The following is a 15,703-nucleotide window of genomic DNA, read 5'->3' on the forward strand; positions in this document are numbered from 1 at the left end:
CCGGAAGCTAAGCCTCTCAGCGCCGATGGTACTGCCCTGGAGACGGGGTGGGAGAGTAGGACACCGCCGGACAACCATTCCCGAAGGGGCCCCAGCACACTGTGCTGGGGCCCCTTCCGGCATGCCCGGACCACGGCACCCCGACGGAACTTCCCGGGAATCCCCCCCGGGCCCCACGCAGGACTCTCCGGGGCGCCCCGGCGGGACTCTCCGCGCGGAAAGACCCCACCCTCCGCTTTCGGTACCGAAAGCGGAAGCCCCGGCGTCCCCCGGACCAGGCCCGCCGAAGGGGCTCTCCGCGCGGAAATTCCCCACCCCTCCGCTTTCGGTACCGAAAGCGGGTGCTTCAGCGGCGGCGGATCTCTTTCGTCGTCGCCCCGACATTGTCGGCCATCCAGGCGTTGAGCGTCTGCAGATCGCGCCAGGCGGTCCGCACCTCGTCCAGGGCACGCCGCTCGTGCAGCCAGTCCTGCGGTTCCCAGCTCTTCGTGGCGTGCAGGGACTTGTGCTTCAGCAGCTCGAGTCGCTCGGCGTCGGCCGCGTACCCGGTCGGCACCCGGGTCAGCCGCTCACCCTCGATGGACCAGCTGCCGCGCGCGAGCCGGGCCACCTCCTGCTCGAGCCGCGGCCCCTGGACCGGATCGGCGACCGCGCGCCGGTAGCGGGCGACCTGATCCGATTCGAGTCGCCAGCACCCGCCCGACACGGTGAGGCCGTCGGCGGAGATCTGGACGTACCAGGAGCCGGCCCCCCGGCCCTCCGGGGTGATCACGGCGCCCTGGTGCGTCTTGTAGGGGGTCTTGTCGTGGCTGAAGCGCACGTCGCGGTAGGGACGGAAGACCTTGGCCGGACCGAACTCGGCGGCGAGCTCCGACAGCAGGGCCAGCAGCGGCGCCCGGACGTGCGTCTCGTAGGCGGACTTGTTGCGCTGCCAGTAGGTCTTGGAGTTGTCGGCCTCCAGGCCCTCGTAGAAGACCAGCCCCTCGTCGGGGAACCCCTCGAAGCTCACGCCGGGCCCTCGTCGTCCAGCAGGGCGTGCCAGCGGATCTCGCGCAGCGGCTCGGCGCCGCCGGTGTCCAGGGTGCGCGCCCACCCGTCGGGCGCCCAGCCGGCCGAGGCGTAGAAGCCGGCCGAGACGGCGTCGGCCTCCGGCAGCCAGACCTGGAGCCGGGCGGCGCCGCCACTCCGGGCGACGTCGGCCACCGCGGCCAGCAGGCGGCTGCCGTGCCCCCGGCGTCCCCAGCGGGGCTCCACCAGGAGCGTGGACAGCTCGGCCGTCGGTCCGGCGGGGTCGCTCGCCTCGCCTGCCGCCAGCTCGGCGGGACCGAAGGCCGCGAAGCCGACGACGCTGTTCCGCTCCAGCGCCGCCAGCACGCCGTGGCCCGGCGTGGGCGGAGCTGCGACGGCCGCGCGCCAGGAGGCGGTCGCGGCCTCGGCGTCCCAGTCGTCGAGCACCGCCGTGGGAAGGAGGGCCCGGTACGCCGTCCGCCAGGTGACGACCTGGACCCGGGCGATCTCGGCGGCATCCTCCGGTCGCGCCGGCCGCACGGAGACGTCCGCCGTGCCTGTGATGCGCGGGAACGTCGCCTCGGGGTTCACCCGGGCAGCGTAAGCGGACCGCCCAGGGACGACGAACGTCGTACCGGGCAGGCAGGATCGGCGCCCGTGAGTGCTCCCGCCGCCGAACGGCTGCCCGCCGGGCTGGCGCGGCGCATCGCGCTGGCCGCCCAGGGGTTCGCCGAGCCGCGCCCGAGCGGATCCGTCGGCACCCGACAGCTGCGGCGGATGACCGACCGGCTGGCGGTGGTGCAGATCGACTCGGTGAACGTGCTGTCCCGCTCGCACTACCTGCCGGCGTTCAGCCGGCTGGGGAGCTACCCGCGGGCGGCGCTCGACGAGCTCACCGCCCGCCGCCATGCGGTCTTCGAGTACTGGGCGCACGAGGCGTCGTTCCTGCCCGTGCGGCTGCAGCCGTTCCTGCGCTGGCGGATGGCGGCGGCCGAGGAGCACGCCTGGGGCAACATGGTCCGCCTCCAGCGGGAGCAACCCGGGTACGTGGCCGAGGTCCTGGAGCGGGTGCGCGCCGACGGTCCGCTGAAGGCCGGCGACATCGCCGAGCCCAAGCCCGACCGGCCGGGGACGATGTGGAACTGGCACCCCGGCAAGGTCGCGCTCGAGTGGCTCTTCTTCACCGGCGAGATCACCGCGACCCACCGCACGACCAGCTTCGAGAAGGTCTACGACCTCACCGAACGGGTGCTCCCCGCCGACGTCCTGCGGATCCCGACGCCGGATTCGGCCGACGCCGTCCGCGAGCTGGTCCGCACCGCCGCCCGGGCGCTGGGGGTGGCCACCGAGCGGGACCTGCGCGACTACTTCCGGCTCCGGCCCGCCGCGGCCCGGACCGCGGTCGACGAGCTCGCCGACGCCGGGGAGCTGCTGCCCGTCGACGTGCCCGGCTGGGGCGGCCCGGCCTGGCTGGACCCTGCGGCCCGGCAACCCCGGCGCATCCGCGCGCGGGCGTTGCTGAGCCCCTTCGACTCCCTGGTGTGGCAACGGCCGCGCGTGGAGCGGATCTTCGGGTTCCGCTACCGGCTGGAGATCTACACGCCCGCGGCGAAGCGCGTTCACGGGTACTACGTGCTGCCGTTCCTGCTCGGCGACCAGCTCGTGGCGCGGGTCGACCTCAAGGCCGACCGGCAGGCCGGCGTGCTCCGCGTCCAGGCGGCCCACGCCGAGGAGGGCGCGGACCGTCCGCTCGTCGCCGCGGCGCTGACCGAGGAGCTGGGGCTGATGGCCGACTGGCTCGGGCTGGCGGACGTCGCCGTGGCCGAGAGGGGCGACCTCGCACCCGAGCTCAGCCGGGTGGTGGGCCGCCGGCTCGCGGGGTGAGGCCCGCCAGCCGGTGGACGACCGCCAGCCCGGCCGGCTGCCCGGGCCAGTGCCGGGCGAGGGCCTCCGCGCCGGAGCGGCGCACGACGGACCGCAGCGCCCAGGCGACGACGACGACGTCGTCCGCGTAGCCGAGCACGGGCACGACGTCCGGCACGAGGTCGACCGGGGAGAGCAGGTAGGCGAGCAGCAGCCACAGCCGGATCCGGACGGCGCGGGGGAGCGTGCGGTCCGCCGCCAGGCGCCGCACGAGGCGGACGACGTCCGGGAGCAGCCGCAGCGCCTCCCGCGCGCCGAGCTCGTCGGGCCGGGCCCGCCACAGCAGCGCCAGCAGCAGCAGCCAGAGCACCACCAGGCCGCCGACGACGGCGAGCACCGGTCCCAGCAGGTCCACGGCGCCAGTCTGCCCGGCGTCCGCGCCGAGGCGGCTCGTCGGCCGCCGTACGCTCGCCGGCGTGCCAGAGATCGTGCCGCTCCAGGTCCAGGTGATCGCGCAGACGCAGTTCACCCCGCCGGCCGACGTGCCGTGGGAGACCGACGCCGACGGCGGCCAGGCGCTCGCCGAGTTCGCCGGGCGGGCCTGCTATGAGTCGTGGGACAAGCCGAACCCGGCCACGGCCACCAACGCCGGCTACCTGCGGCACATCCTCGAGGTCGGCCACCTCTCGGTTCTCGAGCACGGCACCGTCAGCATGTATCTCACCGGCGTCTCCAGGTCGCTCACCCACGAGCTGATCCGGCACCGGCACTTCTCCTACAGCCAGCTGTCCCAGCGGTACGTGCCCGAGCGGGACGCCGCGATCGTCGAGCCGGCCGTCATCGCCGAGGATCCCGAGCTGCACGAGCGGTTCCTCGCCGCCACCGGCGCCGCGGTCGCGGCCTACACCGAGCTGCTCAGCGCCCTGGAGCAGCGTTCCGCCGACGTCCCGAACGCCACGCTGCGACGGAAGCAGGCCCGCCAGGCGGCCCGCGCGGTGCTGCCCAATGCCACCGAGACGCGCATCGTCGTCACGGGCAACTACCGCGCCTGGCGGCATTTCGTCGCCATGCGGGCCAGCGAGCACGCCGACGTCGAGATCCGCCAGCTCGCCATCGCCTGCCTTCGCGAGCTGCAGCGGGTCGCCGGCAACGTGTTCGGCGACTTCCGGATCAGCGCGCTGGCCGACGGCACGGAGGTCGCCGCCAGCCCGTTCGTGACCGAGGGCTGAGCCCTCCGGAGGCCCGTGGTGCGGATGGGTCGCAGCACTGCCGAACAGTCAGCGGCCGCCCGTAGTCTGAGGCCCGTGGCAGCGATCGACACCCAGTACGAAGACCTCCTGCGGCGCATCCTCGAGCAGGGGACGCCGAAGGAGGACCGGACCGGCACCGGCACGGTCAGCCTGTTCGGCGAGCGGCTCCGGTACGACCTGTCCGAGAGCTTCCCCCTGGTGACGACGAAGAAGGTGCACTTCAGGTCGATCGCCGTGGAGCTGCTGTGGTTCCTCCGCGGCGACAGCAATGTCGGCTGGCTGCGCGAGAACGGCGTCACCATCTGGGACGAGTGGGCCTCGCCCGAGGGTGAGCTGGGGCCGGTCTACGGCGTCCAGTGGCGGTCGTGGCCGACGCCGGCCGGTGACCAGATCGACCAGATCTCGTCGATCCTCTCGACGCTGCGCTCCGACCCCGACTCCCGCCGGATGATCGTCTCGGCCTGGAACGTGGCCGCGCTCCCGGACATGGCGCTGGCGCCCTGCCACGCGCTGTTCCAGTTCTACGTCGCCGACGGCAAGCTGTCGTGCCAGCTCTACCAGCGCAGTGCCGACATGTTCCTGGGCGTGCCGTTCAACATCGCCAGCTACGCCCTGCTCACGCGGATGGTGGCCGACCAGGTGGGGCTCGCCCCGGGCGACTTCATCTGGGTCGGCGGCGACTGCCACATCTACCGCAACCACACCGCGCAGGTCACCGAGCAGCTCTCCCGCGAGGTGCGGCCGTTCCCGACCCTGGAGCTGGCCACCGCACCGTCGCTGTTCGACTACACCTACGAGCACTTCACGGTCCGCGACTACGACCCCCACCCGGCGATCCGGGCAGCCGTGGCGGTGTGACCGAGCTCGCCAGGTCACCGGAGGCCGCGGCAGCCTCGCGAACGGGGCCGACGAGCACCGACGGGGCGGGCACGTGAGCGTCGGGCTGATCTGGGCCCAGGCGCGCGACGGGGTCATCGGCGCGGGTGGCGGGTTGCCCTGGCACCTGCCCGAGGACCTGGCGCTGTTCCGCCGGCTCACCATGGGTTCGACGGTCGTGATGGGCCGCCGCACCTGGGACTCGCTGCCCGACCGTTTCCGGCCCCTCCCGGGGCGGACCAACGTCGTCCTGACGTCGGACGGGCGCTGGTCCGCGGACGGGGCCCGGCCGGCGGCGTCGGTGGAGCAGGTGCTCGCCGAGCACGCCTCCTGCTGGGTCATCGGCGGCGGGGCCGTCTACGCGGCCTTCCTGCCGCACGCCGATCGGCTGGTGGTCACCGACGTCGACGTCCTCGTCGAGGGCGACACGTGGGCGCCTTCGCTCGACGGCTGGGTCCGGACGTCCAGGACCCCGGCCGAGGGATGGTCGGTGTCGATGCCGGCGGGGCTGCGCTACGCGGTGTCGGAGTACGTGCGCTCCGATGCGGGCGGAGCGGGCGCCGGTGGCGAGGCTCGGTAGATTCCTCCCATGACCACCGACCCCGCCCGGCCGTTCGGGCGCGTCCTCACGGCGATGGTGACCCCGTTCACCGAGGACGGCTCGGTCGACCTCGCCGGGGCCCAGGAACTGGCCGCGCACCTGGTCGACCGGCAGTCCCACGACGGGCTGGTCGTCCTCGGGACGACGGGGGAGTCGCCGACGGTCGACGACGCCGAGCAGAAGACCCTGCTCGAGGCCGTGCTCGACGCGGTCGGTGACCGCGCCGTCGTCGTCGCCGGGGTGGGGACGAACGACACGGCGCACTCCATCGAGAACGCGCGGTCGGCCGAGCGGCTCGGCGTCCACGGCCTGCTGGTCGTGACCCCGTACTACAACCGGCCCTCCCAGGCCGGTCTGCTCCGCCACTTCACCGCGGTCGCGGACGCCACCGACCTGCCGGTGATGCTCTACGACATCCCGCCGCGGTCGATCGTGCCGATCGAGGTGGAGACGCTCGTGCGGCTCGCGGAGCACCCGCGGATCGTCGCGGTCAAGGACGCGAAGGGAAATCTCGGCGACGTCGCCTGGACCCTCGCGCGCACCGACCTCGCCTACTACAGCGGCGAGGACATGCTGAACTTCCCGCTGCTCGCGCTCGGCGCCGTCGGCGTGGTGAGCGTGGTCGGGCATCTCGTCGGGCCCCGCCTGGCCGAGCTCGTCGCTGCCGTCGAGTCCGGTGACCTGGTCAAGGCACGCGCCGTGAACGAGAGCCTGCTGCCGGTCTACTCGGGGGTGATGGGCGGCGGCCAGGGAGCCATGATGATCAAGGCGGCGCTGCGGGAGCTGGGCCTGCCCGCAGGCCCGGTCCGGCCGCCGCTCGTCGACGCCACGCCCGAGCAGGTCGCCAAGCTGCGCGTGGACCTCGCCGCCGGGGGACTCTCGCTGTGAGCGGTGCCGCCTGGTGAGCGGGCAGGTCACCCAGCCGCACCTCGACCTCAAGGCCCCGCCACCGCTGCCCGAGGGCGGGCTGCGCGTCATGGCGCTGGGCGGCCTCGGGGAGATCGGTCGGAACATGGCCGTGCTGGAGTTCGAGGGCCGGCTGCTGGTGATCGACTGCGGCGTCCTCTTCCCGGAGGCCGAGCAGCCCGGCATCGACCTGATCCTGCCCGACTTCGGCGTCATCGAGCACCGGCTCGACGACATCGACGCGCTCGTCCTGACCCACGGCCACGAGGACCACATCGGCGCCGTCCCGTACCTGCTGCGGATGAGGGCCGACATCCCGCTGGTCGGCTCCCGGTTCACCTTGGCGCTGGTCGGCGCAAAGCTCCGCGAGCACCGGATCGAGCCGGTCCTGGTCGAGGTGGCCGCGGGCGACGACCACGTGGCCGGGCCGTTCCACTGCGAGTTCATCTCGGTTAACCACTCCATCCCGGACGCCCTCGCCGTCGCGGTCCACACATCGGCCGGGGTACTGCTGCACACCGGCGACTTCAAGATGGACCAGCTCCCGCTGGACGGCGTCCTCACCGACCTGGGCGCATTCGCGCGGCTCGGCGCCACGGGCATCGACCTGCTGCTCTCGGACTCCACCAACGCGGAGATCCCCGGGTTCGTCACCCCCGAGCGGAGCATCGGGCCGGTCCTGGACGACGTGTTCGCGCGGGCCACGCAGCGGCTGATCGTCTCCAGCTTCGCCAGCCACGTGCACCGCATCCAGCAGGTCCTCGACTGCGCCGAGACCCACCATCGCAAGGTCGCCTTCGTCGGCCGCTCGATGGTCCGCAACATGGGCGTAGCCCGGGATCTCGGCCTGCTGCGGGTCGCTCCCGGCCTGATGGTCTCCCTCGACGACGCCGCGGCCATGCCCCCCGAGCAGGTCGTGCTCGTGTCGACCGGCTCGCAGGGGGAGCCGCTCTCGGCGCTGGGCCGGATGGCGCGCGGGGAGCACCACCAGGTCACGATCGAGGCCGGCGACACCGTCGTCCTCGCCTCCTCCCTGGTGCCCGGGAACGAGACCGCCGTCTACAAGGTGATCAACGGGCTGGCCCGCCTCGGCGCGACCGTGGTGCACAAGGAGACCGCCCGCGTGCACGTCTCCGGGCACGCCCCCGCCGGCGAGCTGCGGACGCTGCTCAATGTGGCGAGGCCGCGGTACCTGATGCCGGTGCACGGCGAGTGGCGCCACCTGCGCGCCCACGCCGCGCTGGCCGAGGAGACCGGCATGCGCCGCGACCGGGTGATCCTCGCCGAGGACGGCGTCGTGGTGGACCTCGTCGACGGCAAGGCCTCGATCGTGGGCAGCGTGCCGATCGGCAACGTCTACGTCGACGGGCTCAACGTCGGCGACGTGGGGGAGGAGTCGCTGCAGGCGCGGCGGATCCTCGGCGACGAGGGCTTCGTGGCGCTGACCGTCGTCATCGAGCCCTCGACGCGCACGATCGTGCGGCCGGTGCACCTGTCCACGCGCGGGTTCTCCGACGACCCGGCCGCCTTCGACGGGGCGCTGCACCTGGTCGAGGACAACCTCCGGCGGGCGCTGGAGGACGGCGAGGTCGACCCCCACCGGCTCTCGCAGACGATCCGCCGGACGGTCGGCAAATGGGTCTCCGACACCTACCGCCGCAGGCCGATGATCATCCCCACCGTCCTCGAGGTCTGAGCCGGGGACGGCGCTCCGTTGTCGTGCCGGTGGGCCCCCGGAGGGGGTCCGCGCAGGCGCGACGCAACGGCTCAACGCAGCAGGGGACCGCTCCTGGCCGCGGTGTCGTCCGGAGGACGACGATGTCCTGGGCGCGGTGTCGTCCGGAGGGCGACGATGTCATGGCCGCACCACCTCGATGGGGCGGATGTTCTCGCTCTCGGGCAGCCCGAAGCCCCACACCTGCGCGTAGAAGGACAGCTCGCCGTCCAGCGCCGCGCGGATGTTCTCCGCCTTCCGGAACCCGTGCTGCTCGCCGGGGAACAGCAGGTAGGCGTGCGGCACGCCCTTCCTCCGGAGTGCGGCGACGATCGCCTCCGCCTGGGCGGGCGGCACCACCTCGTCCTCCTCGCCCTGGAACACCGCGAGCGGGGTGTCGAGGGCGTCGACGTGGTTGATCGGCGAGCGCTCCGCGTACACGTCGGCGCCCTCCGGCCACGGGGCGACCAGTCCGTCGAGGTAGCGCGACTCGAACTTGTGCGTCTCGGCCGCCAGCGCGCCGAGATCGGCGACGCCGTAGTGGCTGGCGCCGGCGGTGAAGACGCCGGGGCGCATGGTCAGCGCGGCGAGGGTCGTGTACCCACCGGCCGAGCCGCCGCGGATCGCCATCCGGGCCGGGTCGACCCGGCCGGCATCGGCGAGGAACCGCGCGCAGGCGACGACGTCGTCGAGGTCCACCACGCCCCAGCGACCCTGCAGGGCGTCCCGGTAACGCCGGCCGTAACCGGTGGAGCCGCGGTAGTCGACGTCCGCGACGCAGAAGCCGCGGGACGTCCAGTACTGGACCTCCAGGTTGAGCACCGGCACCGCCCCGGCGGTGGGGCCACCGTGCACGACGACCATCAGCGGCGGCAGCGCCCCCTCGGGCGGGGCGACGTTGGGGTTGGCCGGCGGGTAGACGAACGCGTGCGCCTCGGCGATGCCGGTGCCGCGCTCCTCCGTCGGGAACGTCACGTGCTCGGGGCGGGCGAACCACGCCGGGTCCAGCCCGAGGTCGCGCGCCGGGCGCAGGACCTCCGGTTCCCCGCTGTCGACGTCCACCCGCAGGACCACCGGCTCGGCGGCGGGGCCACCCGCGACGCACACGACCGCCGTCCCCTGGGCGGTGACGTAGCGGAACACCGCGTAGGGCAGGTCGAGTTCGCGCAGGCCGCCGTCCCGATCCAGCACGGCGAGCCGATCGGCGCCGTCGCGACCGTAGGCGAGCACGACCCGGCCGTCGGCGAGCAGGGCGAAGCGGCGCTGCCCGAACACCCACTGCGGCCCGGCGATGTCGCTGCCCACGTCGACGACCAGTTCGGCCTCCCCGTGCGGACGACGGCGGTACAGCGACCACACATCGGTCCGATCGCTGAGCCACCACAGCGCCAGGTCCTCGCCCCAGACCGGCTGGACGACGGACTCGCCCGGTCCGCCGGCGATGACGTGGTCGGTGCCGTCCGCGGCCCGTACGACGAGCTGGGCGGTGTCCCAGGGCATGTGCGGGTGGTCCCACCGGAGATGGGCGAGCGTGACACCGTCCGGTGCCGGCCGCGGGTCGGCCACGAAGTCCGGACCGCTGACCAGGACCGACGTCGACCCGTCCGGTGCGATCCGGACGATCTCGTTGACGACGTCGGCCGCCGACCCGTGCTCCGACGGATGCGTCTCCCGGACCGCGAGCACCCCGCCCTCGGGGAGGACGGTGAGGTCGGCGTGCCGCACGCCGGCCCGCACCGGCGCCTCGGGGGTGACCGCCTCCGGCGTCGTCGCGCCGGCGGGCAGCCGGTACAGCCGCTGGTCGGTGAACTCGGTGAACCACAGCGTCCCGTCCGAGACCGTCCAGGCGCCGCCGCCGTACTCGTGCACCCGCGTGCGGGCGTTCCACGGGGCGGGGAGCGCGTCGGTGACGGTGCCGTCGGCGGACCGGCGGACGACGACCGACCGGCCGCCCTCCGCGGGCCGCGACTCCGACCACCACACGTCCTCCCCGTCCACGACCACCTCGCCGAGCCGGGCGCCGGCGCGGACCACGAGCTCGGAGGTGATCGGGGTCGGCCAGCCGCCGTGGGGGAAGGAGCCTCGGGAGGACGGGTTCGCCATGGCTGTGACGTTAGGGCCCGGTACCGACAGTGCGGGACACGTCCCTCCGCTTGCCCCGTCAACGCTGTCCTGGCGATTACGGTCGGCGCATGCCTGCCCGCACCACGTCGACCCGCCGGCCGGCCGCCTCGCGCGGCCGGTCCGGCTCGACGGCTTCGCGGAAGCGGCCGCCGGCGAAGCGGTCCGGTACCCGCCGTCCGGCCGCCAAGAAGAAGACCTCACCCGGGCTCTGGGGGGTCATCAGCGGGGGCTGGAACCTGCTCGCGCGCGGGGCCGGCGGTCTCGCCCGCTCGGTCGCCAAGCCGGAGGAGGCCGAACCGCTGGCCCCCGAGCACCGCCGCGACGGCGTCGGCCTCGCCGTCCTGGGGCTGTCGATCGTGCTCGGCGCCGCAGCGTGGAGCAACAGCATCGGCCCGGTCGGCGTGGGTCTCGCCGACGGCGTCCGCTGGATCGTCGGCTCGATGGTGATGGTCCTGCCGGTCGTGCTGTTCTTCGCGGCCCTGCGCCTCCTTCGCAGCGGCCCGCACCCGGAGTCGCGGGGCCGGCTGGCGATCGGCTGGCTCTGCAGCATCGCCTCCGTGCTGGGCATCGCGCAGATCCTGGGCACCCCGGCCGACCCCCGGAACGGGGAGCACGGCTCCGGCGGGCTGCTCGGCTGGGCCGTCGGCACCCCGCTGACGGCCGGGATCGGCACCATCGTCACCGTCGTCCTCCTCGCCCTGCTGGCCTTCTTCGGGCTGCTCGTCATCACCGCGACGCCCGTGCACCAGATCCCCGAGCGGCTCCGCGAGCTCGGTGACCGCGTGCTGGGCCGCGGCGACTACGACGACGACGAATACGACGACGAGGACGAGGACGAGGAGACGGACGAGCCGACGGGCCGCCGCTTCCGCCGGAAGTCGCTCTCGGAGGACCTCCTCACCACCGGCCCGGTCGACCTCGGTGCGCTCGACGCGGCCGCCGATGCGGCGATCACGACCCCGCCCGTGCACACCCAGCTGCGGCCCGCGGTCGTCGACCGCACCGCACCGGCGGAGGACCTCCCGCCGATCACCGAGCCGGAGCAGCTGACCATCCAGCCGGTCGCCGGCAACTACGTGCTGCCCTCGCTGACCAACCTGCGCCCCGGCGACCCGCCGCGGGCCCGCTCCAAGGCCAACGACGTCGCCATCGAGGCGATCACCGGCGTGCTCGAGCAGTTCAACGTCGACGCCGCGGTCACCGGATTCACGCGCGGCCCGACCGTCACCCGCTACGAGGTCGAGCTCGGCCCCGCGGTGAAGGTCGAGAAGATCACCGCGCTCACCCGCAACCTCGCCTACGCCGTCGCCAACGACAACATCCGGATCCTGGCGCCGATCCCGGGGAAGTCCGCCGTCGGCATCGAGGTGCCCAACACCGACCGCGAGAAGGTCAGCCTCGGCGACGTCCTCCGCTCCACGGCGGCCAAGCAGGACCCGCACCCGATGCTGGTCGGCCTGGGCAAGGACATCGAGGGCGGCTTCGTCTGCGCCAACCTGGCCAAGATGCCGCACCTGCTGGTCGCGGGTGCCACCGGCGCCGGCAAGTCCAGCTGCATCAACTCGGTGCTGACCTCGCTGCTGCTGCGGGCCACCCCCGACCAGCTCCGGATGATCCTGATCGACCCGAAGATGGTCGAGCTGACGCCCTACGACGGCATCCCGCACCTGATCACGCCGATCATCACCGACCCGAAGAAGGCCGCGACCGCGCTGGCCTGGCTGGTCGAGGAGATGGAGCAGCGCTACCAGGACATGAAGTCCACGGGTGTGCGGCACATCGACGACTTCAACCGCAAGGTGGAGAAGGGCGAGATCACCACCCCGCCCGGCAGCGAGCGGGTCTACCGCCCCTACCCCTACATCCTCACGATCGTCGACGAGCTCGCCGACCTGATGATGGTCGCCCCGCGCGACGTCGAGGACTCGATCGTCCGGATCACCCAGAAGGCCCGCGCCGCCGGCATCCACCTGCTGCTGGCCACCCAGCGCCCGTCCGTCGACGTCGTCACCGGCCTGATCAAGGCCAACGTGCCGTCCCGGCTGGCGTTCTCCACCTCGAGCCTCACCGACAGCCGGGTCATCCTCGACCAGCCGGGCGCGGAGAAGCTCATCGGCATGGGTGACGCGCTCTTCCTGCCGATCGGCGCCGGCAAGCCGATGCGCGTGCAGGGCGCCTTCGTCTCCGATGCCGAGATCGAGGCGGTCGTCGGGTTCAGCAAGAAGCAGGCCGAGCCGGAGTACCTCGAGGAGGTCTTCTCGGTCGCGCAGGGCGAGAAGAAGGAGGTCGACGAGGACATCGGCGGCGACCTCGACCTGCTCCTCCAGGCCGTGGAGCTGATCGTGACCAGCCAGTTCGGGTCGACGTCGATGCTGCAGCGCAAGCTCCGCGTCGGCTTCGCCAAGGCCGGCCGGCTGATGGACCTCATGGAGAGCCGCGGCATCGTCGGGCCCTCCGAGGGCTCCAAGGCGCGCGACGTGCTCATCAAGCCGGACGAGCTCGAGTCGACCCTGTTCGTCCTCCGCGGCGGCAGCGGCGGCGAGGCCTGACCGGTCTTCCCCGTTTCTCGGTCGGCCCCGGGCGGCGGGGCAACTACGATGGCCCGGTGACAGCTGTGCCCCGCCCTGCCCCCACGTCGGACGGGCAGCTCCCCACCGGGCGGCGCGTGGCGGTCGTGACCCTCGGATGCGCCCGGAACGAGGTCGACTCGGAGGAGCTCGCGGGACGGCTGTCCGCCGAGGGCTACCAGCTGGTGGACGACGCCGAGGGCGCGGACGCCGTCCTGGTCAACACCTGCGGGTTCATCGAGACGGCGAAGAAGGACTCGGTCGACGCGATCCTGGCCGCCACCGACTCCGGCGCCTCCGTGGTCGCCGTCGGCTGCATGGCCGAGCGGTACGGCTCCGAGCTCGCCGGCGCCCTGCCGGAGGCGACCGTCCTCGGCTTCGACGACTACGGCGCGATCGGCGACCGCCTGGACGACGTCCTCGCCGGCCGCCCCCTCGTTCCGCACACCCCGCGCGACCGCCGCACCCTGCTGCCGATCAGCCCCGTCGACCGGACCGCCGTCACCGCGGCCCCGGACTCGCCCGCGATCCCCGGGCACGACTGGCTGCGTCGCAAGCGGCTGGCCTCCGGCCCGACGGCCGCACTCAAGCTGGCCTCGGGCTGCGACCGCCGGTGCGCCTTCTGCGCCATCCCGACCTTCCGCGGCGCCTTCGTCTCGCGCCCCCCGGCGGAGGTGCTCGGCGAGGCGCAGTGGCTGGCCTCCCAGGGTGTGACCGAGCTGGTGCTGGTCAGCGAGAACTCCACCTCCTACGGCAAGGACCTCGGCGACCTCCGGTCCCTCGAGAAGCTGCTGCCGCAGCTGGCCGCCGTCGAGGGCCTCGTGCGGGTGCGGGTGGCCTACCTCCAGCCCGCCGAGCTGCGGCCGGGACTGCTCGAGGTGATCGCCGGGACCGAGCGGATCGCGCCCTACTTCGACCTGTCGTTCCAGCACTCTTCGCCGACCCTGCTGCGCCGGATGCGCCGGTTCGGCGGCACCGACGACTTCCTGGCGCTGATCGAGCGGGCCCGCTCGCTGGCGCCGACCGCCGGCTTCCGCACCAACGTCATCCTCGGCTTCCCCGGCGAGACCGAGGACGACGTCGCCGAGCTGGAGCGCTTCCTCACCGAGGGCCGCCTGGACGCGGTCGGGGTCTTCGGCTACTCCGACGAGGAGGGCACGGAGGGGGCGCGGCTGACCGGCAAACTCGACCAGGCCGAGATCGACGCGCGCGTCCGCCGGATCACCGACCTGGTGGAGGAGCTGACCGCGCAGCGGGCCGAGGACCGGATCGGCGAGCGCGTCGAGGTCCTGCTCACCGAGGATCTCGCGGACACCGAGGGTCCCGGAGTCTGGCTGGGCCACGCCGCCCACCAGGATCCCGACGCCGACGGGACGACGACGGTCGCGGGCGTACCTGGAGGCGCCGTCGCGGGGGAGTTGGTAGCCGCCGAGGTCGTCGGCACCGAGGGCGTGGACCTGATCGCCCGGGTCCTGGTCCCCGCGGTCGCACCGGCCGGGCGGTGACCGCCGTGACCGACGTTGCCCCGGACCCGGCCGCGACACCCCCGCAGTCGGTCAAGCTGGTCAACCTGCCGAACGCGCTGACGGTCCTGCGCCTCGCCGTCGTCCCGCTGTTCGCGGCGCTGCTGCTGCAGGACTCCGGGCTGGACGACGCCGGCCGGTACTGGGCCACGCTGGTCTTCGTCCTCGCGATCATCACCGACCGCTACGACGGCATGATCGCCCGGCGCACCGGTCAGGTGACCGAGTTCGGCAAGCTCGCCGACCCGATCGCGGACAAGGCGCTCACCGGCACCGCCCTGATCGGGCTGTCGATCCTGGCGCTGCTGCCGTGGTGGGTGACCGTGGTGATCCTGGTGCGCGAGGTCGGGGTGACCCTGCTGCGGTTCTGGGTCATCCGGCACGGCGTGATCGCCGCCAGCCGCGGAGGGAAGCTCAAGACCGTCGTCCAGGCCTTCGCGATCGGGCTCTACATCCTGCCTCTCACCGGCCTGCTGGCCAGCGGTCGCTGGTGGGTGATGGCCGCGGCGCTGGTGCTCACCGTGCTCACCGGCCTGGACTACGTGTACCGGGCCCTGACCCTGCGTCAGACCAGCGCCCGGGCGATGAAGGCCGCGGCCGCCCGTCGCGCGGCCGGCCCCAGCGGGGCGAGCGGCGCGCGCTCGGACACCGCCGCCTGACCCGGTGCGGCGCCGGGCCCGGCGCCCTCCGGGGAACGCCCGTCAGGGCCACAGCGTTACGCCATCAGCGGACGCGCCCCGGTCCCTCCCGCCCTGGTGCCGGGCGCCGCGTACCGTGAGCACACGGCCTCCTCCGGGGGGCCGTCGCTTCCCCCGCTCGCAGGACAGGAGACGGCCATGACGCTGCTGCGCACCCAGCTCGGGAACACCTTGCGTGGCCACCGGCAGAGCCAGCGCCGGACACTGCGCGACGTCTCCGGCGTGGCCCGGGTGAGCCTGGGCTATCTGTCCGAGGTCGAGCGCGGGCAGAAGGAAGCCTCCTCGGAGTTGCTGGCCTCGATCTGCGACGCCCTCGACCTGGAGCTCGCCGACCTGCTCGCCGAGGTCAGCCTCGAACTGCGCGGCGTCCGGGTCGGCGCCGCCGAAGCGGCCGGAGAGGTCCGCCCCCTGTCGCCGCCCGAGACCGCGGCCGACGACGCCCCGGCCGCGGAGGAGCAGCCCGTCGCTGCCTCGCCGGCCGGCGAGCCCGCGCTCGCCCTGGTGGGGGCCGGCCAGCCCGGCCGGGGCACGCTGCGCCGCGGCGAGACGGTGTTCCTCGCCGCCTGAGCGGTC

The 15,703-nt window shown here is 73.5% G+C and carries 14 protein-coding genes; 10 read left to right on the forward strand and 4 right to left on the reverse strand.

Annotated elements, in window-relative coordinates; genetic code table 11:
* Positions 1–346: 346 nt before the first annotated feature.
* Positions 347–1,009, reverse strand: a complete 663-nt coding sequence (locus E4P39_RS16855; RefSeq protein WP_135137739.1) for a DUF2461 domain-containing protein — start codon at positions 1,007–1,009, stop codon at positions 347–349.
* The gene (locus E4P39_RS16860) at positions 1,006–1,599 is read right to left on the reverse strand and encodes a GNAT family N-acetyltransferase (RefSeq protein ID WP_135137740.1); all 594 of its coding nucleotides are present in this window, start codon (positions 1,597–1,599) and stop codon (positions 1,006–1,008) included. The genes E4P39_RS16855 and E4P39_RS16860 overlap by 4 nt, the downstream gene beginning before the upstream one ends.
* Positions 1,600–1,665: 66 nt before the next feature.
* On the opposite strand from E4P39_RS16860, the gene E4P39_RS16865 reads away from it, so the two are divergent.
* Complete coding sequence (locus E4P39_RS16865) at positions 1,666–2,892, forward strand: crosslink repair DNA glycosylase YcaQ family protein (RefSeq protein WP_209306579.1); 1,227 nt, start codon at positions 1,666–1,668, stop codon at positions 2,890–2,892.
* Here E4P39_RS16865 and E4P39_RS16870 read toward each other — a convergent pair.
* Positions 2,858–3,286 (reverse strand): DUF1232 domain-containing protein, encoded by a 429-nt coding sequence (locus E4P39_RS16870; RefSeq protein ID WP_245159903.1) that lies wholly within the window; start codon positions 3,284–3,286, stop codon positions 2,858–2,860. The genes E4P39_RS16865 and E4P39_RS16870 overlap by 35 nt on opposite strands.
* Before the next feature lie 61 nt (positions 3,287–3,347).
* Between E4P39_RS16870 and thyX the strand changes: the two genes are divergently transcribed.
* From thyX to E4P39_RS16895, 5 genes are all read left to right on the forward strand, one after another.
* Positions 3,348–4,100: an FAD-dependent thymidylate synthase gene (gene thyX / locus E4P39_RS16875; protein WP_135137741.1), complete on the forward strand. Its 753-nt coding sequence runs from the start codon at positions 3,348–3,350 to the stop codon at positions 4,098–4,100.
* 75 nt (positions 4,101–4,175) lie between these two features.
* Positions 4,176–4,979: a thymidylate synthase gene (locus tag E4P39_RS16880; protein WP_245159904.1), complete on the forward strand. Its 804-nt coding sequence runs from the start codon at positions 4,176–4,178 to the stop codon at positions 4,977–4,979.
* Positions 4,980–5,052: 73 nt separating this feature from the next.
* Complete coding sequence (locus E4P39_RS16885; protein WP_135137743.1) at positions 5,053–5,577, forward strand: dihydrofolate reductase; 525 nt, start codon at positions 5,053–5,055, stop codon at positions 5,575–5,577.
* 9 nt (positions 5,578–5,586) lie between these two features.
* Positions 5,587–6,486: a 4-hydroxy-tetrahydrodipicolinate synthase gene (gene dapA, locus E4P39_RS16890; protein WP_209306580.1), complete on the forward strand. Its 900-nt coding sequence runs from the start codon at positions 5,587–5,589 to the stop codon at positions 6,484–6,486.
* A 13-nt stretch (positions 6,487–6,499) separates the two neighbouring features.
* Positions 6,500–8,200, forward strand: a complete 1,701-nt coding sequence (locus tag E4P39_RS16895; protein WP_135137745.1) for a ribonuclease J — start codon at positions 6,500–6,502, stop codon at positions 8,198–8,200.
* A gap of 159 nt (positions 8,201–8,359) precedes the next feature.
* Here the strand turns inward: E4P39_RS16895 and E4P39_RS16900 are convergent, their stop codons facing one another.
* The gene (locus E4P39_RS16900) at positions 8,360–10,321 is read right to left on the reverse strand and encodes a S9 family peptidase (protein WP_135137746.1); all 1,962 of its coding nucleotides are present in this window, start codon (positions 10,319–10,321) and stop codon (positions 8,360–8,362) included.
* 89 nt (positions 10,322–10,410) lie between these two features.
* On the opposite strand from E4P39_RS16900, the gene E4P39_RS16905 reads away from it, so the two are divergent.
* The 4 genes from E4P39_RS16905 (at position 10,411) to E4P39_RS16920 (ending at position 15,697) form a co-directional block, all read left to right on the forward strand.
* Positions 10,411–12,891, forward strand: coding sequence for a DNA translocase FtsK (locus E4P39_RS16905; RefSeq protein ID WP_135137747.1), 2,481 nt, complete (start codon positions 10,411–10,413; stop codon positions 12,889–12,891).
* A gap of 56 nt (positions 12,892–12,947) precedes the next feature.
* A complete protein-coding gene (locus E4P39_RS16910) occupies positions 12,948–14,414 on the forward strand; it encodes a MiaB/RimO family radical SAM methylthiotransferase (protein ID WP_135137748.1) in 1,467 nt (488 codons plus the stop codon).
* A gap of 5 nt (positions 14,415–14,419) precedes the next feature.
* Positions 14,420–15,091, forward strand: a complete 672-nt coding sequence (gene pgsA / locus E4P39_RS16915; protein ID WP_245159905.1) for a CDP-diacylglycerol--glycerol-3-phosphate 3-phosphatidyltransferase — start codon at positions 14,420–14,422, stop codon at positions 15,089–15,091.
* A 177-nt stretch (positions 15,092–15,268) separates the two neighbouring features.
* Positions 15,269–15,697 carry a helix-turn-helix transcriptional regulator gene (locus E4P39_RS16920; RefSeq protein ID WP_135137750.1) on the forward strand — a complete coding sequence of 143 codons (429 nt, stop codon included), beginning with the start codon at positions 15,269–15,271 and terminating at the stop codon, positions 15,695–15,697.
* Positions 15,698–15,703: the final 6 nt, after the last annotated feature.

The organism is Blastococcus sp. CT_GayMR19 (genome assembly GCF_004570385.1).
Lineage (GTDB): Bacteria > Actinomycetota > Actinomycetes > Mycobacteriales > Geodermatophilaceae > Blastococcus_B.